The following is a 24,270-nucleotide window of genomic DNA, read 5'->3' as shown; positions in this document are numbered from 1 at the left end:
CACGCTCGGCCTGGGATGCCCGTTCGGCCGTATGGCCCCGACGCTGCGCGCGCGGCCCGCGCCCCCGCGGGAGCATTGCCTAGTGCAACGGAATCTGGATACCCAGCCGTTGTGCACGGAAGCCCGGCCACAGCAGAGGCGCCCATGACCCCGCTCAGCACTCCCCGAGCACCACGGAAACGCACCCCCGGCGGCGCCCTTTCCTCCGAGCGGATCGACGAACTCGTCGCCCGGATCAGCCGGTTGCCCCCGGGCCGGGACCGGGAGGCCGCCCGCGAGATGGCCGTCCGCACCCTGGTCCCGCTCGCGCGCCGGATCGCCGCCAGGTACCGCGCTATCGGGGGCGAGGAGCACGCCGACCTGGTCCAGGTGGCCTGTCTGGGCCTGGTCAGGGCGATCGACGGCTACGAACCCGGCCGGGGGCACGCCTTTCTGTCGTACGCGCTGCCGACGATCACCGGCGAACTGAAGCGGCACCTGCGGGACCGGACGGGCCTCGTCCGGCTGCCCCGTTCCGTGCAGGAAGCCCGGCAACAGGTCGAACGGGCACGGCAGGAGCTGGAGCAGCGGTGCGGTGGCCGCGCGCCCTCGCGGGCCGAGATCGCCCGCGCCTGCGGCCTGTCCGAGGGCGCCGTGACCGAGGCCGTGCGCTCCCAGGGCGCGCTGCGCCCCCGCTCCCTCGACGCACCGCCGGAGGCGGCCGGCCACACCGCCCGTCCCGCGCTCGCCGAGACGCTGGGCGAGCAGGACCCCCGGCTGGAAGCCGCCGCCGAACGCGTCGAGGTCATCAGGGCGTTGCGGCAGTTCCCGGACCGGGAACGCCGCATCCTCGTCCTGCGCTTCTTCCACGACCGGACCCAGCAGCAGATCGCGGCGGCCGTGGGGATCTCGCAGATGCACGTGTCGCGCCTGCTCACCCGATGCCTCGCACAGCTGCGGCAGACGCTCGCGGGCCTCGCCCCGTCCGTCACCGGCACGGACCGGGGAAATCCCGCAGAAGCGGTCGGGCAGGCGCGAACAGCACCACCCCGGCACACCGAAGTCCCGGCGGTCGACGCCGAAGCGCGTCGTACGCCGTCCGGCGTCCCGGGCCGCAGCGGACGGCGTGTGCCCTGTCCCGGCCCGGCCCGGCGCCACCGGCGCGCAGTTGTTCGGCCAGACGGAGGGACCGCGCCCGGCGTCCGTTTGCGGGACGCGCCCATGGGTCACCCAGTCCCGACGGCAGAGGTGCGCGTCCGAGGGAGAGCATGTCATGACGCTGGTGGCCGACTACGTCCTGCAACGCCTGCGGGAATGGGGGATCAAGCGGGTCTATGGCTATCCCGGAGACGGGATCAACGGGCTGCTGGGCGCCTTCGACCGTGCCCAGGGCGAGCCGGAGTTCATCCAGACGCGGCACGAGGAGATGGCCGCGTTCATGGCGTGCGCGCACGCGAAGTTCACCGGGGAGGTGGGCTGCTGCACCGCGACCTCCGGCCCCGGCGCGGTCCACCTGCTCAACGGGCTGTACGACGCGAAACTGGACCACCAGCCGGTGGTCGCCGTGGTCGGCCAGCAGAAACGGCTCTCCCTCGGCGCCCACTACCAGCAGGAGATCCCCCTGGCCCGGCTGTTCGCCGATGTCTCCGAGTTCTGCCAGATGATCATGCACCCCGGGCAGGCCCGCCATGTCATCGACCGGGCCTTCAAGACGGCCCTGACCACGCGCGGTGTCGCCACGATCATCATCCCGGAGGACGTGCAGGAGGAGAAGGCCCAGCCGTCCCCGCCCAAGACGCACGGCTCGGTGTTCTCCAGCGTCGGCTGGAGCCAACCCCGGGTCCTGCCCGACCCCGAAGAGCTGCGCAAGGCGGCGGACGTGCTCAACGCGGGCACCAAGGTGGCCGTGATCATCGGGCAGGGCGCCGCACACGCCGAGAGCGAGGTCGTGGAGACGGCGGAACTGCTGGGGGCCGGGGTCGCGAAGGCGCTGCTGGGCCGGGAGGTGCTGCCGGACGACCTGCCGTTCGTGACCGGGCCGATCGGTCTGCTGGGCAGCAAGGCCAGCGACAACATGATCCAGAACTGCGACACCCTGCTGATGGTGGGCACGAGCTTCCCGTACGCGGAGTGGCTGCCGGACGAGGGGCAGGCCAAGGGTGTCGAGATCGACATCGACGGGCGGATGATCGGCATCCGCTATCCCATGGACGCCCATCTCGTCGGGGACTCCAAGGAGACCCTGAAGGCCCTGCTGCCGCTGCTGGAACGCAAGCAGGACCGCGGCTGGCGGCAGCAGATCGAGAAGGACGTCCGGGAGTGGGACGCGATCTGCCAGAAGCGGGCCGGCCAGCACTTCGGCGGCACCATCAACCCGCAGGCGGTGGCGTCCGAGCTGTCGCCGCGCCTGCCCGACGGCTGCATCCTCACCGCGGACTCCGGCTCGGGCACCAACTGGTGGGCCCGGCACCTGAAGCTGCGCAAGGGCATGCAGGCGTCGCTGTCCGGCACCCTGGCGACCATGGGGCCGGGGACGCCGTACGCGATCGCGGCCCGGTTCGCCTACCCGGACCGGCCGGTGATCGCGTTCGTCGGTGACGGCGCGTTCCAGATGAACGGCATGGCCGAGATGATCACCGTCAAGCGGTACCTGGACCGGCTGTCCGGCCCGGCGCCGTTCATCTTCTGCGTCTTCAACAACGAGGATCTCAACCAGGTGACCTGGGAGCAGCGGGCCATGGCCGGGGACCCGAAGTTCCCGGGCTCGCAGTCCGTCCCCGACGTGCCCTACGCCCAGTACGCCGAGATGCTGGGTCTGAAGGGCATCTTCTGCGAGAAGCCGAAGAAGGTCGGCAAGGCGTGGGACGAGGCACTCGCCTCGGACGTACCGGTCGTCCTGGAGTTCAAGGTGGACCAGGAGATCGCGCCGATCCCGCCGCACATCATGCTGGCACAGGGGAAGAAAGCCGCGAAGGCCGCCGTACGGGACCCGGAGCGGGCCGGCATCGCGGCCAAGGGCATGCGGCAGAAGCTCACCGAGGTCGCCGAGCATCTGCCGGGACGGCACTCGTGAGCGCCGCGGTACCGGACCTGACGGCCTGTCGGATCGACTCCGTCGACGTGCACGCCTTCGAGGTGCCGACCGACGGCCCGGACGGCACGGAGCAGGACGGGACCCTGGAGTGGGAGTCCACGACCATGGTCCTGGTCCGGGTGCACGCCGGCGGCCGTACCGGGATCGGCTACACGTACGGCGACGTGTCGGTGGCCTCCTTCGCCGAGTCAAAGCTGGTGGGCGTCGTACAAGGCCAGTCCGTCGCCTCGCCCTCCGCCGTCTGGCATCTGATGGGACGGCAGATCCGCAACGCGGGCCGCCCCGGCGTCGGCGCCATGGCGGTCTCCGCGGTGGACGTCGCCCTCTGGGACCTCAAGGCGCGGCTGCTGGACCTGCCGCTGATCCACCTCCTGCCCGCCTGGCACGACCGGGTCCCGGTGTACGGCAGCGGAGGATTCACGAACTACCCGCTCGACCGCCTCACCGACCAGCTCGGCGGATGGGTGGAGCAGGGCATCCCACGCGTCAAGCTCAAGACCTCCCGGGACCCCGAACGGGACCCGCAGCGCCTGACGGCCGTACGCAAGGCCATCGGCGACGAGCCGGAGATCTTCACCGACGCCAACGGAGCCCTGGGCCGCAAGCAGGCGCTGTACTGGGCCCGCCGGTTCCACGACGAGTGGGACGTGCGGTGGTTCGAGGAGCCCGTCAGCTCCGCCGACCTGGAGGGCCTGCGCATGCTGTGCGAGCGGGGCCCCGAGCGGCTGGAGATCGCGGCGGGCGAGTACGCGTACACCACACGGGACTTCGTCAACCTCGTGGACGGACCCGCGGTGGACTGCCTGCAGGCCGATGTCACCCGCTGCGGAGGCATCACCGGCGTCCTGGAGGCGGCGGGCCTTGCGGCGGCCCACCATCTGGACCTGTCCGCCCACTGCGCGCCGGCGGTCTCGGCGCACGCGTTCTGCGCCGTGCGCCGGCTGCGGCACCTGGAGTACTTCCACGACCACGTGCGGCTCGAACGCCTGCTGTTCGACGGCACGTTGTCACCCGACGGCGGCGCGCTGCGCCCCGACACCGGCCGGCCCGGCCTCGGCCTGGAGGTCAAGTGGCCCGACGCCGAGCGCTACCGCGTGTACGGACCACGGACCACCTGACCCGGTTCTCCACCCGACCTGTGCGTGTCCCTGGGCGGCACATGGACTGCGGCGAACAGGCCCGACGGTTTCTCCTGCAAGACCCAGATCAAGGACGCCGGCACCGGACGGCACGCCCTGCACCCCGCCGAGGTGATGAAGCCGGCCCGGGACAAGGGCAGGCACGCGGTCACCCCGCACCCGGAACGCGGCGCCGCCCCGCTGCCGAAACCTTGCGGATCGTACGCCGGTGAACGGTGCCGCCATGGCAGCCGGGCCCCGGTGGAGATAGGATATTCATCGGTCGATGAATTGATGCTCTCCTGAAGGGCGGCACGCGATGGAACGGACCACATGCTGTGTGGTCGGCGGCGGCCCCGCGGGCATGGTGCTCGCCCTGCTGCTGGCCCGGGCCGGTGTCCCGGTGACCGTGCTGGAGAAGCACGGCGACTTCCTGCGCGACTTCCGCGGCGACACCGTCCACCCCTCCACCCTGGCGCTGCTGGACGATCTCGGCCTGGGCGAGCGCTTCGCCCGGCTGCCCCAACGCCGGGTGCGCACGGTCCAGTTGCCGGTCGGAGCCGACGGCTCGACCGTGACGGTCGGCGACCTCACCGTGCTGCGCGGCCCGTACGACTACGTGGCGATGGTGCCCCAGTGGGACCTGCTGGACCTGCTCGCCGACGAGGCCCGGCGTGAGCCGTCCTTCGACCTGCGGATGAACACGCAGGCGACCGACTTCCTGATCGAGTCCGGGCGTGTGACGGGCGTGCGCTACCGCACCGCCGACGGCCGCACCGGCGAGCTGCGCGCCCTGCTGACCGTCGCCTGCGACGGGCGCGGATCACTCGCCCGCACCCGCCCGGAACTGGGCCTGCGCCGCTTCACCTGCCCGATGGACGCCTGGTGGTTCCGGCTGCCCCGCCGCGAGAGCGACCCGCAGGGGCTCTACGGCGGCGCCGGGAACGGCTTCCTGACCGCGATGATCGACCGCGGCGACTACTGGCAGTGCGCCGGGCTCATCCCCAAGGGCACCGACAGCCGACGGCGTGCCGCAGGCCTCGACCGCTTCCTGGCCGACTTCGCGGCGGCGGTGCCCTGGATCGCCGACCGCACGCACGCCGTGCGCTCGTGGGACGAGGTCAAGCTCCTCGACGTACGGCTGGACCGGCTGCGCCGCTGGTACCGCCCCGGACTGCTGTGCATCGGTGACGCCGCGCACGCCATGTCCCCGGTCTTCGGGATCGGCATCAACCTCGCGGTCCAGGACGCCGTGGCCGCCGCCCGCTACCTCGTCGGGCCACTGCGCCAGGGCCGGGTGCGGCGGCGCGACCTGCGCCGTCTGCAGCGCCGCCGCCGTCCCACCACGGTCGCCACACAGACCCTCCAGCGGATGGCCCACGCCCGCTTCATCGCACCCGTCCTGCAGGGCCGGCCGGCGCTCGGCGGTCCGGACCGGGCCCGGCGCCTGGCGCGCCTGGTCGCCGGATCACCGTTGCGCCGCCTGCCCGCCTACTTCATCGCCTACGGCGCACTGCGCGAACGCGCACCCGAGGCGGCCGTACGCCGGGTGCCGTGACAAAACGAGGTCGCGGTGCTGTCCTGTCGGCGCCGGCTTGTTCGTCGTGTAGGTGTGACAGGCACGACGACCGAGGAGGACACGATGAAGTACGTACTGCTGCTGACCCGGGGCGCCTGGCAGGAGGAGGGCTCCGACCAGGAGCGCGGCGAGGTCTACGGCCGGATCATGGAGTGGTTCACCAAGCACCGCGCCGACGGGACGATCGTCGAGGCCCAGCAGCTCCGCGAACCCGAGACCGCTACCACCGTCGTGGTCGAGGAGGGCCGCTCCACCGTGATCGACCGTCCGCTGCTGGAGGCCAAGGAGGCGATCGGAGGCTACGCGGTGGTGGAGGTGCCGGACCTGGACGCCGCGCTGGAGCTGGCGGCGAGCTTCCCGGTGCCCGACGGCAAGGTGGAGGTGCGGCCGCTTGTCGAACGCTGACCCGGCCGGCGACCGGGACACCCGGTCGCTGATCGAGCGGGTCTTCCGCGAGGAGGCGGGCCGGCTGACCGCCAGCCTGGTCCGCCTCCTGGGCGACTTCGACCTGGCCGAGGAGATGGTCAGCGAGGCCGTCGTGGAGGCGCTGCGCCACTGGCCGAGCACGGGCCCGCCCCGGCGGCCCGGAGCCTGGCTGCTGACGTGCGCCCGCAACAAGGCCCTGGACCGCGTCCGGCGCCAGGCCCGCTTCCACGACCGGCTCCCGCACCTCGCGGCCCGCATCGAGGCGCTGCCCGACTCGGCCGAGCGCGAGCCCGACGACCGTCTGCGGCTCATCTTCACCTGCTGCCACCCGGCCCTCGACCCGGACGCCCAGGTCGCCCTGACCCTGCGCGCCGTGGCCGGCCTGACCACCGCCGAGATCGCGCGGGCGTTCCTGGTGCCCGAGGCCACCCTCGCCAAGCGGATCACCCGGGCCAAGCACAAGATCGCGACCGCCGGGATCCCCTACCGGGCGCCCGAGCCGGAGGAGCGCGCCGCACGGCTGCCCCAGGTCATGCGCGTGGTGTACCTCGTCTTCAACGAGGGCTGCTTCACCACCGGGGGAGACGTGGGCGTACGGCGCGAACTCGTCGACGACGCCGAATGGCTCGCCGCCCTGCTGGCCGGCGCGCTGCCCCAGGAGCCGGAACCGCTCGCCCTGCTCGCCCTGATCCGGCTGCACGCGGCCCGCTGGCCCGCCCGCCTGGACGCGGACGGGCGGCTGATACCGCTCGCCGACCAGGACCGTACCCGCTGGGATGGCCGGCGCATCCGCAGCGCCACCGCGCTGATCGAGCGGGCGGCCGGCTTCGGCAGACCGGGCCCGTACCAGATCGAGGCCGCCATCGCCGCCGTGCACTGCGAGGCGCCCACCTGGAAGGACACCGACTGGCCGCAACTCCTGCGCCTGTACGACATGTTGCTCGCCGTCGACCCCTCACCCGTGGTGCGCCTCAACCGGGCCATCGTGACCAGCCACACCGACGGTCCGGCCACCGCCCTGGCCCACGTCGACGCCCTCGCGGACCGGCTGGGCCGCTACCACCTCTTCCACGCCACCCGCGCCGCGCTCCTGCGCGACCTCGGCCGCGACGAGGAGGCCGCCGAGGCCGACCGGCAGGCCCTGCGCCTCACCGCGAACCCCGCCGAACGCTCCCTGCTCACCGCGCGACTGAGGCCGACGGGGTAGCGCGCCGATGCCGTTGCCCCGGCATCGGGCAACAGCTGCTGCGTGCCAGCTGCCGGAACGCGGCGGCCCTCGTCGCGACGCTCGTGCCGGCCGCTGCGTCATCCCAGCGGCACCGTCACCTCTCCCGTCCCCTCCGCGCTCGCGCCACCGGCGACGCGCACGGTGAAGGGCCGGTCGGTGCCGTCCGCGGTGACGCGCAGGACGCCTCCCTCACTGCGGACGTGGAACACGGCGGCCGGCGCGCCCGTCGGGTCGGGCACGGTGACACGAGCGGTGTGGCCGGCCGCTGCCGACGGGTGGACGAGCAGCGTCGGACGGTCCAGCCAGTCGCCGTCGGGCCGGCTGTCGTCCGAGGCCAGCGGCAGCACGGCGCCCTCGCGGACGTACAGCGGAAGACTGTCGTAGCCGTGCCGTTCGGTGCGCCACGCCGGGCCGGTGACCTGCTCGCCGGACAGGAGATGGGTCCAGGTGCCCTCGGGGAGGTACACCTCCACCTCGCCGTCCTCGCTGAACACCGGGGCCACCAGCAGGTCGGAGCCGAGCATGTACTGGCGGTCGAGCGTGCGGCAGGCCGGGTCGTGCGGGAACTCCAGGAGCATGGGGCGCATCAGCGGGACGCCGGTGTGGTGGGCCTCGACGGCGGCGCCGTACAGATACGGCATGAGGCGGTGCTTGAGCCGGGTGAACCGCCGGGCCACGGCGACGGCCTCGTCACCGAACTCCCACGGCACCCGGTAGGACGACGAACCGTGCAGCCGGCTGTGCGAGGACAGCAGGCCGAAGGCCAGCCAGCGCTTGAAGACCGACGGTTCGGGCGTCCCCTCGAACCCTCCGATGTCGTGGCTCCAGAAACCGAAGCCGCTCAGGGACAGCGACAGGCCGCCCCTGAGCGACTCGGCCATGGCCTCGAACGACGACCAGCAGTCGCCGCCCCAGTGCACCGGGTACTGCTGACCGCCCGCGGTCGCCGAGCGCGCGAAGAGCACGGCCTCGCCCTGACCGCGCTCCTTCTCCAGGAGTTCGAAGACGGTCTGGTTGTACAGGTGCGTGTAGTAGTTGTGCATCCGCTCCGGGTCCGAGCCGTCGTGCCAGACGACGTCGGTGGGGATGCGCTCGCCGAAGTCGGTCTTGAAGCAGTCCACGCCCTGGTCCAGCAGCGGCTTCAGCTTGGACTGGAACCAGGCGCGGGCGTCGGGGCTGGTGAAGTCGACCAGCCCCATGCCGGCCTGCCACAGGTCCCACTGCCACACGTCGCCGTTCGGCCGGCGCACCAGGTGACCGAGCGCCGCGGCCTCCTCGAACAGCGGGGACTTCTGCGCGATGTACGGGTTGATCCAGGCGCTGACGCGCAGCCCCTTGGCCTTCAGCCGGGCGAGCATGCCCTCCGGGTCGGGGAAGACCTCGGGGTCCCACTCGAAGTCGCACCACTGGTACTCGCGCATCCAGAAGCAGTCGAAGTGGAAGACGGACAGCGGGATGCCGCGCCCGGCCATGCCGTCGACGAACGACATCACCGTCGCCTCGTCGTAGTCCGTGGTGAACGACGTGGTCAGCCACAGCCCGAACGACCAGGCGGGCGGGAGCGCCGGGCGGCCCGTGAGGGCGGTGTACCGGGTGAGGACGTCCTTCGGGGTGGGCCCGGCGACGACGTAGTACTCCAGCGTCTGGTCCTCGACGCTGAACTGCACCTGCCCGACCGACTCGGAGCCGACCTCGAAGGAGACCTTGCCGGGGTGGTTGACGAAGACGCCGTAGCCGCGTGAGGACAGGTAGAACGGGACGTTCTTGTAGGCCTGTTCGCTGCTGGTGCCGCCGTCCGCCTGCCAGGTGTCCACGACCTGGCCGTTCTTGACGAACGGCGTGAAGCGCTCGCCCAGTCCGTAGATCTGCTCGCCGACGCCGAGCGCGAGCTGGCCCAGGACGTGGTGCGCGCCGTCGTCGGTGGTGGCGAAGGCGGTGCCCTTGCGGCCCGCGCGGGTCAGCTCCCGTCCGTCCGCACCGTGGAAGGTCAGCGACCAGGGCGCGGCCCGGTCCAGGCGCAGCGTGAGCGGACCGCTGACCAACTCGGTGACGGTGCCCTGCCGGCGGACCTCGCCCGCACCGCCGGGTTCGGCCGCGAGTGCGAAGTCCGGTCCCGGGTGCCGCTTGCCGGCGTGATGGGTGACGCGGACGCCGATGACCCCGTCGGCGGGCGAGAAGCAGTCGACGGTGATCAGCGGCGCGTTGAGCGTGTCCCCTCTGCGCGTCACTTTCTGGACGGCCGCATGGCTGGTGAAGCGCTTCGACTGAACGCGCACGTCGCGCACCTCGGTGGCGTACGCCACCTGGACGCCGTCGCGGATGCGCCAGAACCCGTTGGTGAACTTCATGGTCTTCCTCAAGGGAGCGGAGGTGGTCGGCGAAGGCTGGGAAGAGGCTGTCGCCCGGCGACTTGATCGTACACAGGACCCAGGGCGCCGCTGTTTGTGTCACCGCGCGTAGATGCACTCTGAACTTGGCTTATTGAAAAATGAGCACAGGGTGGGGTCTCGGAGCGTACGGAAACGGACACGCGTACGGGGCTAGCGCGGCACCCAGGATTGACGTATTAGTCATCACGGCAAACATATTCTCGGGGCGAGGGCGCCGAGAGTGACGACAGCAAGGGCCGCCACATGTTGAAGCGCTTCAACACCACTCCCGAGGAGAGGTTCACTCTCGGACTCCGCACCGTCGGCCGCCGGACCCGCGGACGCCCCCGCAGGCGTGTGGTGCCGCTCGCCGCCGTCTCCGTGCTGGTCGCGGGGGCGGGCCTGACCGGATGCGGTCAGCAGCGCGACAGCCACGTGTTCACCGTGCTGAACTCCTCGACCGACGAGACCTACCACCGCTGGGACGCGGAGGCGATGGCCCGCTGCGGCAAGCGGCTCGGCGTCGCCATCGAGCAGCAGAGCGTCCCCGCCGCACAGGTGATGACGAAGGCGCTGCGCATGGCGTCGTCGAAGTCGCTGCCGGACATCGTGCAGTTCGACGCCTCGGAGATGCCGACGTTCGCCGACGCCGGCGGGCTGATCGACCTCAGGACCCTCGGGCTGAGCACCCGGGACATCCCCCGGGGCATCGTCGAATTCGGCTCGTACAAGGGGACGTACTACGGCGCGGCCCGCTCGGTGAACACGCTCGCGCTGTTCTACAACAAGGACATCCTCGCCAAGGCGGGCCTGAAGGTCCCGGGCACCTGGGACGAACTGCGCCGCACCGCCGAGCAGTTGACCCACGGCAAGCAGTACGGCCTGGCGCTGAGCGCGGGCGGCGCCGAGGACGGCGTCTTCCAGTTCACGCCGTTCATGTGGTCCAACGGCGGCGACGAGAGGCGGCTCGACGGACCGCGCGTCGTCGAGGCCCTGGACTTCTGGAAGAGCCTGCTGAAGGACGGCTCGCTGTCGAAGTCGACGGTCAGCTGGACCCAGGCCGACGTCAACGACCAGTTCATGGCGGGCAACGCCGCCATGATGATCAACGGGCCCTGGCAGGTCGAGACGCTGAACACCAAGAAGTCCCTGCACTGGGGGATCGCCCGGATCCCGGTGCCCAGGGCCGGGGACAAGTCCGTGGGGCCCCTCGGCGGCGCCGTGCTCACCGTGCCGAACACCGGGGACCGGACGCGGGAGCGGATGGCCGGGCGGATCGTCGGCTGCCTGTCGAGCGAGAAGGAACAGCTGACCTACGCGCTCAACAGCTGGATGGTCCCCGCCAACGAGAAGGCCGCGGCGGTGTGGCGCAAGCGGGTGCCCGAACTGGACGCGCTCGCCGGCCAGGTGGCCGCGGCCCGCTCCCGTACGGCTGAACTCGGCGCCGGCTGGACGAGCGTGTCGCTCGCCCTGCAGAGCGCCTTCCAGTCGGCCCTGACCGGCGAGTCGAGCAAGGCCGCCCTGACGCGCGCCCAGCAGCGGGCCACGAGCGGGAACTGAGGTAAGCGCACATGACCACGTCCACCGTCACCGTCCCGGCAGCCGCCACGGCCCGGAAGCGGACCGGCACCCCGGATCCCCGACGGGTCCGGCTGCGCGGCCGCCTCGCGCAGTGGGGGTTCGTCGCTCCCGCCGTCCTCTTCATGCTGCTGTTCTTCGGCTACCCGCTCGTCCGGAACGTCGTGATGAGCTTCCAGCACTACACGCCGAAGACCTTCTTCACCGGCGACGCCCCCTTCAACGGCGTCGACAACTGGTCGAAGGTCTTCCAGGACGCCCTGTTCGGCAAGGCGCTGTGGCACACCATGCTGTTCACCGCCGGCTCCCTGCTCGGGCAGTTCTGCATCGGCCTGGCGCTCGCCGTGTTCTTCCACCGCAGGTTCCCGCTGGGCGGCGTCCTGCGCTCGCTGATCCTGCTGCCCTGGCTGGTGCCGATGGTGGTGTCCGGCGTCGTCTGGCGGCGCATGCTCGACCAGGACACCGGCGTGCTGAACTCCTTCCTCGGCGCCCTGGGCCTCGGCGGCCACACCCCCTGGCTGACCAGCCCCGGCATGGCCCTGCTGTCGGCGGTCCTGGTCAACATCTGGATCGGCATCCCCTTCAACATGGTCATCCTCTACGGCGGCCTGCAGGAGATCCCCACGGAGCTGTACGAGGCCGCCTCCCTCGACGGCGCCTCCGCCTGGCGGACCTTCCGTTCCATCACCCTGCCCATGCTCAGGCCGGTCATCACGGTCGTCCTGGTGCTCGGCTTCATGTCGACGGTCAAGATCCTCGACCTGATCCTCGCCCTCACCGACGGCGGCCCCGCCGACGCCACCCAGACCCTGGGCACGCTCACCTACCAGCAGTCCTTCGTGCAGCTGGACTTCGGCGCCGGCGCGGTCGTCGGCAACGTACTCATCCTGATCTCCGCGGTGTTCGCGGTGTTCTACCTGCGGGCCAACCGCACCGAGGGGAAGTGACGTCCGTGGCCGCTCCCACACCCACGACATCCCGGCGCCGCTGGGGCTCCACCCTCGCCGGCGTGCTCATCCTGTGCGTGATGCTGTTCCCGCTGTACTGGATGCTCAACACCGCGCTCCAGCCCGGCGCCGGGCTGCTCCAGGTCGACCCGGTGCCGCACAGCCTGGACCTGTCCGGTTTCTCGAAGGCCCTCACCGACCAGGGCGGTCATCTGCTGACCTCGCTGGTGGTCGCGCTCGGCGCGGTCGTCGTCTGCCTGGCGATCTCCGCACCGGCGGCGTACGGACTGGCCCGGTTCGGGCTGCGGGGCGCACGGACGATCGTGTTCGGCACACTGATCACCCAGATGGTGCCGGGCATCGTCATCGCCAACGCGCTCTACAACTCCTACGTCTCCCTGGGCCTGGTCAACTCCTACGCCGGCCTGATGCTGGCGGACGCCTCGCTCGGCATCCCCTTCTCCATCGTGCTCATGCGCTCCTTCATGGTCTCGATCCCCGGCGAGGTGATCGAGGCGGCCCAGCTCGACGGCGCCGGGCCGGTGCGCACGTTCCTGCGGGTGGTGCTGCCGATGAGCCGCAACTCCCTGATCACCTCGGGACTGTTCGCCTTCCTGTTCGCGTGGAGCGACTTCATGTTCGCGCTCACCCTGAACACCACCGACCACGTCAAGCCGGTCACGCTGGGCATCTACCAGTACATCGGCGCGCACGTCGGTGACTGGGGCTCGGTGATGGCCGCCTCCGTGCTGTCCGCCGTGCCCGCCGCGATCCTGCTCGTCCTCGCCCAGAAGTACATCGCCGCCGGCATCACCGGCGGTTCCGTCAAGTGACCCGTTCCCGCCTCGAATCGGACCTCATCGCATGAGTGACTTCCCCCGCTTCCCGCCCGGCTTCGTGTTCGGCGCCGCGACCGCCTCCTACCAGATCGAGGGCGCGGCCCGCGAGGACGGCCGCGGCCCGTCGATCTGGGACACCTACAGCCACACCCCCGGCCTCGTGGCAGGCGGTGACACCGGTGACGTCGCCTGCGACCACTACCACCGCTACCGGGAGGACGTGGCACTGCTGCGCGAGCTGGGCGTGGGGTCGTACCGGTTCTCGATCGCCTGGCCGCGCGTGCTGCCGGAGGGCACCGGCCCGGTCAACCCCAAGGGGCTCGACTTCTACTCCCGGCTGGTCGACGAGCTGCTCGCCGCCGGCATCGAGCCCGCCGCCACCCTGTACCACTGGGACCTGCCGCAGGCGCTCGAAGACCGGGGCGGCTGGCGGGTGCGGGAGACGGCGGAGCGGTTCGCGGAGTACACGGCCGTCGTCGCCGAGCACCTGGCCGACCGCGTGCCGCGCTGGATCACCCTCAATGAGCCCTGGTGCAGCGCCTTCCTCGGGTATTCCGTGGGCCGGCACGCACCCGGCGCCCGGGAGGGCAGGGGAGCGCTGGCCGCCGCCCACCACCTCCTGGTCGGCCACGGCCTGGCCGTACGGGCCCTGCGGGAGGCCGGAGCACGTGAGGTGGGCATCACGCTCAACCTCGACCACAACCTGCCGGCCACCGACGCGCCGGCCGACCTCGCGGCCGTCGTCCGCGCGGACACCCAGCACAACCTGGTGTGGACCGAGCCGATCCTGGCCGGCCGCTACCCGGTCACGGAGGAGGAGACCTGGGGCGAACTGATCACCCGGCAGGACTTCCGGCAGGACGGCGACCTCGAACTGATCTCCCAGCCGCTGGACTTCCTCGGGATCAACTACTACCGCCCGATCGTCGTCGCCGACGCCCCGCACCGCGAGGCCGACCTCGCGCGGCGCGTGGCCACGGACAACCGCTACGAGGAGGTACGCCTGACGGGCGTACGGCACACGGCCATGGACTGGCCGGTCGCCCCCGCCACCTTCACCGATCTGCTGGTGCGGCTGAAGGACCGCTACGGCGACGCCCTGCCGCCCGTGCACATCACCGAGAACGGCTCCGCGGAGCACGACGAGGTGAGCCCCGACGGGGCGGTCCACGACGCCGACCGGGTGGCCTACCTGCGCGACCATCTCACCGCGCTGCGCGCCGCGCTGGACGCCGGCGTGGACGTCCGCGGCTACTGCGTCTGGTCCCTGCTGGACAACTTCGAGTGGGCGTACGGCTACGGCAAGCGGTTCGGGATCGTCCGCGTCGACTACGACACCCAGCGGCGCACACCGAAGGACAGCTACCACTGGTACAAGGCGATGATCGCTGCCCAGCGGCGCTGACGCCGTCCGGCCCGAAAGGGCAGCGGCGCGGCCGAGTCCGGGTGTGCCCGTCAGGTCAGGGGCAGCCGCATGAGGGTCAGGTCGAGCCACCGGCCGAACTTGGTGCCGACCTCCGGCACCGTGCCGACGTGCTCGAACCCGAACCGCTCGTGCAGCCGGACCGACGCGCCGTTGCCGGCCTCGATACCGGCGATCATGACATGGTGTCCGGCGTCCCGTGCCGAGGCGATGAGGGCCGTCAGCAGTGCGGAGCCGATGCCGAGGCCGTGCCGGTCCTCGCGGACGTAGACCGAGTCCTCGACCGTGTGGCGGTAGCCGTGCAGTTCGCGCCAGGGGCCGTAGACGGCGAACCCGGCCACCTCGTCTCCGGTCTCGGCCACGAACGCCGAGCCACGCTCCAGGTGGGCCGCGAGCCAGGCGGCGCCCTCGGCGGGGGACTGCGGGGTCTCGGTCCACAGGGCCAAGGAGTGCTCGATCGCGTGGTTGCGGATTGCGCGGATAGCCTCGGCGTCACCGGGGCGGGCTCGGCGCACGGTGACGGTCACGCCGCCCCTCTCGTATATTGGATTCATGTCCAACATAGTAGATCCGCTGGTGGGGCGGATCGCCGCCCGCGTCCGCACCGAGCGGGAGCGGCACCGGTGGACCCTGGCCCAGCTCGCGGACGTCTCAGGTGTGTCGCAGGCGATGATCAGCCGCATCGAGCGCGGGGAGAGCAGCCCCACTGCGGTCGTCCTGGGCAAACTGTCGGCCGCGTTCCAGCTCAGCGTCGCCTCCCTGCTCGCCCTCGCCGAAGAGACCCCGGACGAGGCGCGGGGCGTGCCGGGCGTACGCCGAGGGACGGACGCGGCCGAGTGGCGCGACCCCGGCACCGGCTTCCGGCGCCGCCAGATCACCGGACCCCACTTCCCCGCCGAGGTCGCCGAGATCCGCCTGCCCGCCGGGGCCCGAGTGCCGTATCCGGCCGCCGCGTTCGCCTTCGTCCGCCAGGTCGTCTGGGTCCTGGACGGACACCTGACCTTCCACGACGGCGACACCGTCCACGAACTCGACGCCGGCGACACCCTCGAACTCGGCGAGCCCGCCGAGCGCGTCTTCGCCAACACCACCGACACGGAGTGCCGTTACGCCGTCATCCTCACGCGAGGCGCACAGCCTTGAGCCACTCACTTGCTCTCGCCCTTGTAGGTTGAGGGCGCCCGGTGGAGCCCTGCCGGGCGCACAGCGGGGTGAGGGGGCGGGCGTTGGCTGTCGTGATGGTGGCACTCGGGGGGACCATATCGGTGCCGGGCGGCGCGCGGGGAGCGCGGCTGACCGGTGCGGAGATCACCGCGGCCGTACCCGGACTGGCGGAGCTGGGCGTCGTTCTGGACGTGCGGGACGTGCACGCCGTACCGAGCGGAAGCCTCACCTTCGGGCAGGTCCTCGACGTCGTCGAGCTCGCGTCGCGGGCCGTGGCGGACGGCGCGGACGGCGTCGTCGTCACGCAGGGCACCGACACTCTGGAGGAGACCGCCTTCCTGGCGGACCTGGTGTGGCCGCACGAGGCGCCGTTCGTGCTGACCGGCGCGATGCGGCAGCCGGCCCTGGCGGGTGCGGACGGGCCGGCCAACGTGCTCGCCGCCGTACGCGTCGCGACGGCGCCCGAGGCGCGCGGCGCGGGCGCGCTGGTCGTCCTCAACGACGAGGTGCACGCCGCGCGATGGGTGCGCAAGACGCACAGCACGAACCCCGCGACCTTCGGTTCGCCGAGCGCCGGCCCGCTCGGGCACGTCGTGGAGGGCCGGGTACGGATGCTGCTCGCGGCGCCCCAGCACGAGCCGCTGAAGGCCGGGCCGGACCGGGAACGCCTCGAGGCCACCCGTGTCGCGCTGCACGTGGTCACCCTGGACGACGACGGCGCGCAGCTGCAGGGGCTGGAGAGCACGCACCGGGGCCTGGTCGTCGCCGGTTTCGGCGTCGGGCATGTGCCGGGCGCGCTCGCGCCCCGGCTCGGCGCCCTGGCCGAGCACATGCCGGTCGTGCTGACCTCGCGCACCGGGAGCGGTTCGGTGCTGCGGCACACCTACCACGCGCCGGGCTCGGAGACGGACCTGCGGCGCCGCGGGCTGATCGACGGCGGCTTCCTCGACCCGTTCAAGGCCCGGGTCCTGCTCCGGCTCCTGCTGGCGTCCGGCGCCGGGCGCGACGCCGTCGCCGAAGCGTTCGCCGTACGGGGCTGAGCCGGGCCCCTGATCCGGGGGGCCGGCTGCCCGCGGAAGGGGCAGCCGGCGCCGTACTCAGCGCCGCAGCTCGCGCACCGGAGCCGGCGGGGATTCCGCCCGCTCGTGTCCGAGCGGATTCCTCGTGGGCGGCGGCGGACCGGTGACCTCCACATGGGCCGGACGGAGCAGCTGGAGGCCGAGGCGGTAGCCGGGGCGCAGGATCTTGGTGCAGATCAGCTCGTCGGCGCCGGGGCGGACGTGGTGGGTGACCGCGTCGTGGCACGCCGGGTCGAACGGATCGCCCACCTCCCCGAACGCCTCGACTCCCAGGGACCCCAACTGGGTGGCCAGGGTGTCGGTGATGTCCGTCAGGCCCGGTGTCATGGGTTCGTGCGCGCACGTGCGGTCCACGGCGTCCAGGACGGGCAGCAGGGCGCGCAGGACGTTGGCCACGGCGATCTCGCGCACGGCCATGCGGTCCCGGCGCACCCGCTTGCGGTAGTTGTCGTACTCGGCCTTCACCCGCTGCAGGTCGGCCGTGCGCTCCCGAAGCAGACGCTGCAGCTGGGCGGGGTCCGGGTTCTGCAGCCGGCCCTTGTCCATCGTCAGCCCGCCTCCGGCCTGTCCTTCTTGTCCTCGTCGACGATCTCGGCGTCCACCACGTCCTCGTCGGAGGAGGCGCCCGACTCGGCGGACGCGCCCGCGTCCGCGCCTGCCTGGCTCTCCGTGCCGGACCGCTGGTACATCGCCGTGCCGATCTTCTGCGCCGCCTCGGCCGCACGTTCCATGGACTGCCGGATCGCGGTCGTGTCCTCCCCCTTCAGTTTCTCCTTCAGGTCGGCCAGCGCGGTCTCGGTCTCGTTCTTCGCGTCCGCCGGGATCTTGTCGGGGTTGTCCCTGATGAGCTTCTCGGTGGAGTAGACGAGCTGTTCGGCCTGGTTGCGGGTCTCGGCGCCCTCCCGGCGCCGGCGGTCCTCCTCGGCGTGCTGCTCGGCCTCGCGGACCATGCGGTCGATGTCGTCCCGGGGCAGCGCGGAACCGCCGGTGACGGTCATCTTCTGCTCCTTGCCGGTGCCGAGGTCCTTGGCGGAGACGTGCATGATGCCGTTGGCGTCGATGTCGAAGGCGACCTCGATCTGCGGCACCCCGCGCGGGGCGGGCGCGATGCCGGTCAGCTCGAACATGCCGAGCTTCTTGTTGTACGCGGCGATCTCCCGCTCGCCCTGGTAGACCTGGATGGTCACCGAGGGCTGGTTGTCCTCGGCGGTGGTGAAGATCTCCGAACGGCGGGTGGGGATCGTGGTGTTGCGCTCGATCAGCTTGGTCATGATGCCGCCCTTGGTCTCGATGCCGAGGGACAGCGGGGTGACGTCGAGCAGCAGGACGTCCTTGACCTCGCCCTTGAGGACACCGGCCTGCAGGCTGGCGCCCATGGCCACGACCTCGTCGGGGTTGACGCCCTTGTGCGGGTCCTTGCCGGTCAGTTCCCGCACCAGATCCGTCACCGCGGGCATGCGGGTCGAACCGCCCACGAGGATGACGTGGTTGATGTCGGAGACCTTGATCCCGGCGTCCTTGATCGCGTTGTGGAACGGCGCCTTGCAGCGGTCCAGCAGATCCGCCGTCAGCTGCTGGAACTGCGCGCGGGTCAGCTTCTCGTCCAGGTGCAGCGGGCCCTCGGCGGACGCCGTGATGTAGGGCAGGTTGATGTTCGTCTCCGTCGAGCTCGACAGCTCGACCTTGGCCCGCTCCGCCGCCTCCCGCAGCCGCTGCACGGCCATCTTGTCCTGGGCGAGGTCGATGCCGTAGTTGTTCTTGAAGGTCTTGACCAGGTGGTCGACGATGCGCTGGTCCCAGTCGTCGCCGCCGAGGTGCGTGTCGCCGTTGGTGGCCTTGACCTCGATGACGCCTTCGCCGATCTCCAGCAGTGAGACGTCGAAGGTGCCGCCGCCCAGGTCGAAGACGAGGACGGTCTGGTCGTTCTCCTTGTCCAGGCCGTACGCCAGCGCCGCCGCGGTCGGCTCGTTGATGATCCGCAGCACGTTCAGGCCGGCGATCTCCCCGGCCTCCTTGGTGGCCTGCCGCTGCGCGTCGTCGAAGTAGGCGGGCACCGTGATCACGGCGTCGGTGACGTCCTCGCCCAGGTGCGCCTCCGCGTCCCGCTTGAGCTTCTGCAGCACGCGCGCGGAGATCTCCTGCGCGGTGTACCGCTTGCCGTCGACGTCACCGTGCTCCGGGAACCGCCAGGTGTGGTCGCCCATGTACCGCTTCACGGATCGCGCGGTGCGCTCCACGTTCGTCACGGCCTGCCGCTTGGCGACCTCGCCGACCAGCACCTCGCCGTTCTTCGCGAACGCCACCACCGAAGGCGTCGTCCGGGCGCCTTCCGCGTTGGTGACCACGGTGGGCTCGCCGCCCTCCAGGACCGAGACCACGGAGTTCGTCGTTCCCAGGTCTATACCGACTGGACGCGCCATCGGGACTCACCCTCCTCGTCTGTGCCCTGTCCGCCGGGGCGGGCCCGCCGAGAACGGCACGCCCGGGCGGCGGCCGGGTACCCCCTGGCGGCGGGCACCTCCATTTTCGGCCACCCGGCCGACCACCGCGAGCTGCCCATTTCGGTTCCGATTGCCTCAGTAACCGAGATAAAACTTGAGTGCATCCTCGTCAAGTCCTGTCAGGCAGACGAGGCCGACCGATGAGGGCGGTCTCCCCCTCGTGTCCGTTTCATGCCAGGCTGGACGGGTCGCTGTGCCACGGATACCGGGGGGAGCGGATGTGAGCGCGGGACGCCGGCGTCTGGCCCTGCTGGTGGTGACGTTGGGGACCTTTGCCGCCGCGCTGGCCGGGCTCTACGCGCTGACGGGTATCTGGCTGACACGCGACGCGGCCGATCGGTGGGCCATCGCCATCGCCTTCGCCGTGGCGGCTTCCGGCGCCGCGGACAAGGCACTCTCACCGTGGGCCGCCCAGGCCCCGCACGATCCCTCCGCGGATCAGGGCAACGGCCGCCCGGCCGCGTCGACGACGCCTCCGCGCACTGATCCACCAGGCCGCAGCGACACGGATCCGGACGGCGCCCCGCCGGATTCCTCCACGCCCTCGCCCGATCCTGCGAGCCCTCCGCCGGAGCCGCCCGGCGGGCGCCGGTGGCCGACCCGGGACCGTGTGACGACCGCCCTGGTCTCGGCGGCCGTCACGGCCGCGCTGTGCGCGGTGGTCTACGGGGCACTGGCACCCGAGACCGGCCACGCCCGCGCGGCCTCGACCGCGACCGCCTCCGGGACTCGCCCGTCCGGCGCCGGGACGACGGCTCCGGCTCCGCACGACTACACCCTGGTCTACCGTCACCGGACGCTGGCCCTGAAGAACTACACCTTCTACGTCGACCTGCGCGCGGGCGCGGTCAGCGGATCGGAGACCGCCTGGAGCCTCAGCACGGACGCCGGGGGCGACGGCGACGGCGCCTTCGAACTCCAGCCGCTCACCGACGCGTACGTCCCACCGGGCAGGGCCGTCCCGACCGCCGGCCAGTGTGCCGCCAAGGCCACTGACCGCCCCGCCCACGGTTGGCTGCACTTCCGCCAGGTTCCCCCCGGCGCCACCTTCTGCCTGCGCGACACGACGACCGGCGACATCGCGGTGCTCACCGTCATCGACGTCGACCACGGCGACTACGCCACCACGGACGACATCACCTACTACCGCCGTCACAGGTGACACCGCGGCCCGGCCCCCTGCGCGAAGACGCGGTGCGCGCCTTGGCCGCAGGAGCCGGTCACGCGCCTCCTCGACGGAACCACCCGCGGCGCGGCGCCTGCGGGGCGGCCGGGCCCGGGTACGGCGGGGGAGTGGGGCCGGGTGCCGCGGGCGGGACCGGGCCGCCGTACGGGGACGGCGGCGGGCCGGGAAAGGCGTTGGGGGGTGTCGGGCCGGTGAACGCCGGGAGGGTCTTGAACTGGTCGTGGAGGGTGATCGTCGGTGTGATGCGGTGCAGCGCGGCGCGCACCAGGGTGAGGGGGTGGTCCGGGAACTGGGGATCCCACTGCTCCAGGTCGGCCACGTGGTACGGCAGTCCGCCGAGCTGCCCTCCGCCGGCGTACGGGTGTGGCTGGAAGTAGTCGGCGGGTCCCACCTGGCTCATCACCACGGCCTCCCGCAGGCCGGTCGTCGCGCCCTCCGCGGCCTGCACCTTCACGACGGAGCTGCACCGGTCTTTGGGCAGTGTCCAGCTCCCGATGAAGGCCTGCCCCTGCCTGCTCTGCAACGGCACCTTGATCAGCTGGCGCAGCGCCGGGACCCCGTCCACGGTCCCGGCCACCGCCTCGATGAGACCGCCGCCGGACGCCGCCACGCCTTGTGCACGCGCGAACCGGAGCCGCTCCGGCTCGTGCAGCGGGGCCGGCAGATCCGGGACGAGCGGAAAGAAGTGGACCGAGAGGACGAGCCCCGCCGCGTCGGTCCACACACCGGATTCACGCTCGGTGAATCCGGTGAGGTCCAGGCCGGTGATCGGGGTCTGGGCGATCGAAGTCATGCTGATCATCATGCAGCAACGGTCCGGCGCGGAGAGGCCAGTTGGCGATCGCGGAAGATCGCCGAGGCGGCCTCAGAGGCTGAAGATCCGGCGGGCGTTCCCGGAGAGGAACAGGCCGGTGGCTTCGTCGTCCAGCCCGAGACCGGCGAGGTGCTCCAGCGCCCGTGCCGGGGTGATCATGGGGTAGTTCGTGCCGAACAGCACCTTCCTGCGGCCCCGGCCGCGCAGGTACTCGACCAGTTCCGGCGGGTAGCGGCGGGCCGTGTAGGCGCTGGTGTCGATGTAGACGTTGGCGTGTTTGTCGGCCACGGCGATCATCTCGGTCGTCCATGGGTAGCCGATGTGCCCGCAGACGATGGTCAGTTCCGGGAAGTCGAGCGCGACCTGGTCGATGTACGGGATCGGGCGACCGGTTTCCGAGGGGCGCAGCGGGCCGGTGTGCCCGACCTGGGTGCAGAAGGGGATGCCGAGGTCGACGCAGGCGGCGTACAGCGGGTAGTACAGCCGGTCGGTGGGCGGCCGTTGCCACAGCCAGGGGATGATCCGCAGCGCCACGAAGCCGAGGTCCTCGACGGCGCGGCGCAGTTCGCGCACGGCCTGGACCGGGCGGGTGAGGTCCGCGCCGGCGACCCCGCGCAGCCGGCCCTCGGACTGGGCGACGAACTCGGCCACCTCGTCGTTGCTGATCAGCGGGCCCTGAGGGCCGTACCAGGCCGCCGAAAGCCCGATCTCCACGTCCGCCGCGGCCAGCGCGGCCACGGTGGCCTTGACCGGCAGCGGCTCCTCCAGCAGCCCCTGCCCGGTCCACTGGCGCAGCGACTCGAACATCTCGTGGTTGGAGTGACGGAGGGTGGGGTGCTGCATCCACACGTCGATGACCGACACGGGCTCCTCGCCTCTCTTCCGGCACCACCGCGTGCCGCCTGGCGTGTAAGCGATCGCTTACGCACCCTAGTGGCTGGGGCGTGGTCGTCGGCCACCGTTCCGGAAAGGCCGGCGGCCGTCGTTCCGTGACCGCTCACTGCCCGCATGTATGCAAGTTGGCCCCCGCTGGTCCACGGACCCGGGACTGGCGGACCGGCGCCGGAGAGGCGCTCTCGCGGGGTAAACGGAACCTACGCCTCCCACCGCTCGCGGCGGAAGCCCCCCGGATTGTGGCCCAGGTCATAGCCCACCGACCGTCGTGGACCCGGCGCTCTGCGTGGCGTACCTGGCGGGACTGCCCCATCGGCCGGGCCGGCGGGGCCGAGGTGCGTGCGGACGTAGTGCGAGCGGACCAAGCCGGCGTCTCCGGTGACCGGAACGCACCAGGGCGGCCCCGTCATGACGCGATCTGCACCTTGCTGTGGTCGCCGAGGACGAGACGGTGGGCGGCGGGTTTGCGGGGCGCGGGGGTGACCTCGACGTTGCGGCCGATGAGGGAGGCCTCCACCCGCCGGACACCGCTCACCGAGGAGTCGCGCAGCACGATCGAGTACTCGATCTCGCTGTCCTCGATCCGGCAGTCCCCGGCGATCGAGGTGAAGGGGCCGACGTACGAGTCGGTGACCACGGTGTTCGCGCCGACGACCACCGGGCCCACGATCCGGCTGCCGGTGACCTTCGCCCCGGCCTCGATCCGCACCCGGCCGATGATCTCGCTGTCGTCGTCGACCGTCCCGTCGATCCGGCGCTCCAGGGTCTCCAGCACCGAGCGGTTGACCTCGAGCATGTCGGTGACGTTCCCGGTGTCCTTCCAGTACCCGGAGATCGTCGTGGACCGCACGTCGCGTCCGGCGTCGATCAGCCACTGGATCGCGTCGGTGATCTCCAGCTCGCCGCGCGCGGACGGCTTGATGGCGCGTACGGCCTCGTGCACCGCGGGGGAGAAGAGGTACACGCCGACGAGCGCGAGTTCGCTCTTGGGGTGCCGGGGCTTCTCCTCCAGGCCGATCACCTGACCGGCCGCGTCCAGTTCGGCCACTCCGAACTCGGTGGGGTTCGGCACCTTCGTCAGCAGGATCTGCGCGTCGGGCCGCTCGGCTCGGAAGCCCTCCACCAGGTCGGTGATGCCGCCGACGACGAAGTTGTCGCCGAGGTACATCACGAAGTCGTCCTCGCCCAGGTACTCGCGGGCGATGAGCACCGCATGGGCCAGCCCCAGCGGCGCCTCCTGCGGGAGGTAGGTGACGTCGAGACCGAACGCGGAACCGTCGCCGACCGCCTCGCGGATCTCCTCGGCGGTGTCCCCGACGATGATCCCGACGTCGGTGATGCCGGCCTCGGCGATCGCCTCGAGGCCGTAGAAGAGCACCGGTTTGTTCGCGACCGGTACCAGTTGCTTCGCCGAGGTATGGGTTATGGGGCGCAAACGGGTACCTGACCCACCAGACAACAAAAGTGCCTTCATGTGCTCACCCTACTTATGCCGGACTCGCCGGCGGAGGGATTCCGCTCACCCCGGTCCCGGCGAGAAGCGGCGTCAGCCGATCAGAGAGCGGAACTCCTCCGTCGTACGACGCCGCATGGTGAGGAAGGCGAGCCAGGAGCCGTCGGCGAAGTGCAGCCGGAAGCGGGCCATCAGCTGGGTCCGCGGGCGGCGTTCGACCCGCGTCACCCAGGCCCGCGGCACCTCCCAGACCGGGGTGCCGTCCAGGGGCTTGACAAGGCCGACCCGCTGGTCGGTCACGCGCAGCAGCAGCGCGCCCGAGGTGGACGGCATCCCGGCGGCGATACTGCCGGCCGAACCGGACTGCGCGCCGACGGCGTTGACCAACTGGTTCCCGATCGCCCGCGTGACGCCGAATCCCACGCCCTTGGCGCTCTTGGCGGGTACGACGGAGCCGTACCCCAACAGCTGCTCACCGGGCGCCAGTTGACTGTGGGCCGAGCGCTCGTGCAGTCGTGACATGCCCGTGATCATAGGTGAGCCGGACAGGCCACGCGGCACCGGCGGCCGTCGCGCACGGTCACCCGGGGCCGGAGGAG

20 protein-coding genes and 1 pseudogene are annotated in these 24,270 nt (G+C 71.5%); 13 read left to right on the top strand and 8 right to left on the bottom strand.

Annotated elements, in window-relative coordinates; genetic code table 11:
* Positions 1 to 15: 15 nt before the first annotated feature.
* The 6 genes and pseudogenes from AB0950_RS19325 to AB0950_RS19300 all read left to right on the top strand — a co-directional run.
* A pseudogene (locus AB0950_RS19325) lies at positions 16 to 936 on the top strand (sigma-70 family RNA polymerase sigma factor); the annotation flags it as partial.
* Between the two features lie 316 nt (positions 937 to 1,252).
* On the top strand, positions 1,253 to 3,052 hold the full coding sequence (locus AB0950_RS19320) for a thiamine pyrophosphate-requiring protein (RefSeq protein WP_366779039.1): 1,800 nt from the start codon (positions 1,253 to 1,255) through the stop codon (positions 3,050 to 3,052).
* Positions 3,049 to 4,191 carry an enolase C-terminal domain-like protein gene (locus tag AB0950_RS19315; RefSeq protein WP_366779038.1) on the top strand — a complete coding sequence of 381 codons (1,143 nt, stop codon included), beginning with the start codon at positions 3,049 to 3,051 and terminating at the stop codon, positions 4,189 to 4,191. Before AB0950_RS19320 ends, AB0950_RS19315 begins: the two co-directional genes overlap by 4 nt.
* 319 nt (positions 4,192 to 4,510) lie before the next feature.
* A complete protein-coding gene (locus AB0950_RS19310) occupies positions 4,511 to 5,749 on the top strand; it encodes an FAD-dependent oxidoreductase (protein ID WP_366779037.1) in 1,239 nt (412 codons plus the stop codon).
* Positions 5,750 to 5,833: 84 nt separating this feature from the next.
* On the top strand, positions 5,834 to 6,175 hold the full coding sequence (locus AB0950_RS19305) for a YciI family protein (protein ID WP_360158783.1): 342 nt from the start codon (positions 5,834 to 5,836) through the stop codon (positions 6,173 to 6,175).
* Positions 6,162 to 7,403 carry a sigma-70 family RNA polymerase sigma factor gene (locus AB0950_RS19300; protein WP_366779036.1) on the top strand — a complete coding sequence of 414 codons (1,242 nt, stop codon included), beginning with the start codon at positions 6,162 to 6,164 and terminating at the stop codon, positions 7,401 to 7,403. Before AB0950_RS19305 ends, AB0950_RS19300 begins: the two co-directional genes overlap by 14 nt.
* A gap of 98 nt (positions 7,404 to 7,501) precedes the next feature.
* On the opposite strand, the gene yicI is transcribed toward AB0950_RS19300, so the two are convergent.
* Positions 7,502 to 9,772 (bottom strand): alpha-xylosidase, encoded by a 2,271-nt coding sequence (gene yicI, locus AB0950_RS19295; protein ID WP_360158777.1) that lies wholly within the window; start codon positions 9,770 to 9,772, stop codon positions 7,502 to 7,504.
* 285 nt (positions 9,773 to 10,057) lie between these two features.
* On the opposite strand from yicI, the gene AB0950_RS19290 reads away from it, so the two are divergent.
* Genes AB0950_RS19290 through AB0950_RS19275 form a run of 4 tightly spaced genes read left to right on the top strand, consistent with a single transcriptional unit; the run spans position 10,058 to position 14,562 of the window.
* A complete protein-coding gene (locus tag AB0950_RS19290) occupies positions 10,058 to 11,353 on the top strand; it encodes a sugar ABC transporter substrate-binding protein (protein WP_366779035.1) in 1,296 nt (431 codons plus the stop codon).
* Positions 11,354 to 11,364: 11 nt separating this feature from the next.
* Entirely contained in the window at positions 11,365 to 12,318 is a 954-nt protein-coding gene (locus tag AB0950_RS19285) for a sugar ABC transporter permease (RefSeq protein WP_366779034.1), read from the top strand.
* Between the two features lie 5 nt (positions 12,319 to 12,323).
* Positions 12,324 to 13,151 carry a carbohydrate ABC transporter permease gene (locus AB0950_RS19280; protein WP_360158768.1) on the top strand — a complete coding sequence of 276 codons (828 nt, stop codon included), beginning with the start codon at positions 12,324 to 12,326 and terminating at the stop codon, positions 13,149 to 13,151.
* 31 nt (positions 13,152 to 13,182) lie between these two features.
* Positions 13,183 to 14,562, top strand: coding sequence for a GH1 family beta-glucosidase (locus AB0950_RS19275; RefSeq protein ID WP_366779033.1), 1,380 nt, complete (start codon positions 13,183 to 13,185; stop codon positions 14,560 to 14,562).
* A gap of 50 nt (positions 14,563 to 14,612) precedes the next feature.
* On the opposite strand, the gene AB0950_RS19270 is transcribed toward AB0950_RS19275, so the two are convergent.
* Positions 14,613 to 15,134 (bottom strand): N-acetyltransferase family protein, encoded by a 522-nt coding sequence (locus tag AB0950_RS19270; RefSeq protein WP_366779032.1) that lies wholly within the window; start codon positions 15,132 to 15,134, stop codon positions 14,613 to 14,615.
* Between AB0950_RS19270 and AB0950_RS19265 the strand changes: the two genes are divergently transcribed.
* On the top strand, positions 15,133 to 15,723 hold the full coding sequence (locus tag AB0950_RS19265; RefSeq protein ID WP_366779031.1) for an XRE family transcriptional regulator: 591 nt from the start codon (positions 15,133 to 15,135) through the stop codon (positions 15,721 to 15,723). The two genes, AB0950_RS19270 and AB0950_RS19265, sit on opposite strands and share 2 nt — an antisense overlap.
* Positions 15,724 to 15,818: 95 nt before the next feature.
* Positions 15,819 to 16,784 (top strand): asparaginase, encoded by a 966-nt coding sequence (locus tag AB0950_RS19260; protein WP_366779030.1) that lies wholly within the window; start codon positions 15,819 to 15,821, stop codon positions 16,782 to 16,784.
* A 57-nt stretch (positions 16,785 to 16,841) separates the two neighbouring features.
* Here AB0950_RS19260 and grpE read toward each other — a convergent pair whose 3' ends face one another.
* Both grpE and dnaK read right to left on the bottom strand, forming a co-directional pair.
* On the bottom strand, positions 16,842 to 17,369 hold the full coding sequence (grpE, locus tag AB0950_RS19255) for a nucleotide exchange factor GrpE (protein WP_360158753.1): 528 nt from the start codon (positions 17,367 to 17,369) through the stop codon (positions 16,842 to 16,844).
* A gap of 2 nt (positions 17,370 to 17,371) precedes the next feature.
* Positions 17,372 to 19,243 carry a molecular chaperone DnaK gene (gene dnaK, locus AB0950_RS19250; protein WP_360158750.1) on the bottom strand — a complete coding sequence of 624 codons (1,872 nt, stop codon included), beginning with the start codon at positions 19,241 to 19,243 and terminating at the stop codon, positions 17,372 to 17,374.
* A 301-nt stretch (positions 19,244 to 19,544) separates the two neighbouring features.
* On the opposite strand from dnaK, the gene AB0950_RS19245 reads away from it, so the two are divergent.
* Positions 19,545 to 20,486: a hypothetical protein gene (locus tag AB0950_RS19245; RefSeq protein ID WP_366779029.1), complete on the top strand. Its 942-nt coding sequence runs from the start codon at positions 19,545 to 19,547 to the stop codon at positions 20,484 to 20,486.
* A 58-nt stretch (positions 20,487 to 20,544) separates the two neighbouring features.
* On the opposite strand, the gene AB0950_RS19240 is transcribed toward AB0950_RS19245, so the two are convergent.
* From AB0950_RS19240 to AB0950_RS19225, 4 genes are all read right to left on the bottom strand, one after another.
* On the bottom strand, positions 20,545 to 21,303 hold the full coding sequence (locus AB0950_RS19240; protein WP_366779028.1) for a hypothetical protein: 759 nt from the start codon (positions 21,301 to 21,303) through the stop codon (positions 20,545 to 20,547).
* Between the two features lie 72 nt (positions 21,304 to 21,375).
* Positions 21,376 to 22,188 carry an amidohydrolase family protein gene (locus AB0950_RS19235; RefSeq protein WP_366779027.1) on the bottom strand — a complete coding sequence of 271 codons (813 nt, stop codon included), beginning with the start codon at positions 22,186 to 22,188 and terminating at the stop codon, positions 21,376 to 21,378.
* 436 nt (positions 22,189 to 22,624) lie between these two features.
* A complete protein-coding gene (locus AB0950_RS19230) occupies positions 22,625 to 23,692 on the bottom strand; it encodes a glucose-1-phosphate thymidylyltransferase (protein ID WP_360158738.1) in 1,068 nt (355 codons plus the stop codon).
* 72 nt (positions 23,693 to 23,764) lie between these two features.
* The gene (locus AB0950_RS19225) at positions 23,765 to 24,193 is read right to left on the bottom strand and encodes a hypothetical protein (RefSeq protein ID WP_360158735.1); all 429 of its coding nucleotides are present in this window, start codon (positions 24,191 to 24,193) and stop codon (positions 23,765 to 23,767) included.
* Between the last annotated feature and the right edge of the window lie 77 nt (positions 24,194 to 24,270).

Origin of the sequence: Streptomyces sp. NPDC007189, assembly GCF_040703635.1 — a bacterium.
Taxonomy (GTDB): Bacteria; Actinomycetota; Actinomycetes; order Streptomycetales; family Streptomycetaceae; genus Streptomyces.
This window is presented reverse-complemented; position numbering and strand designations above follow the sequence as displayed.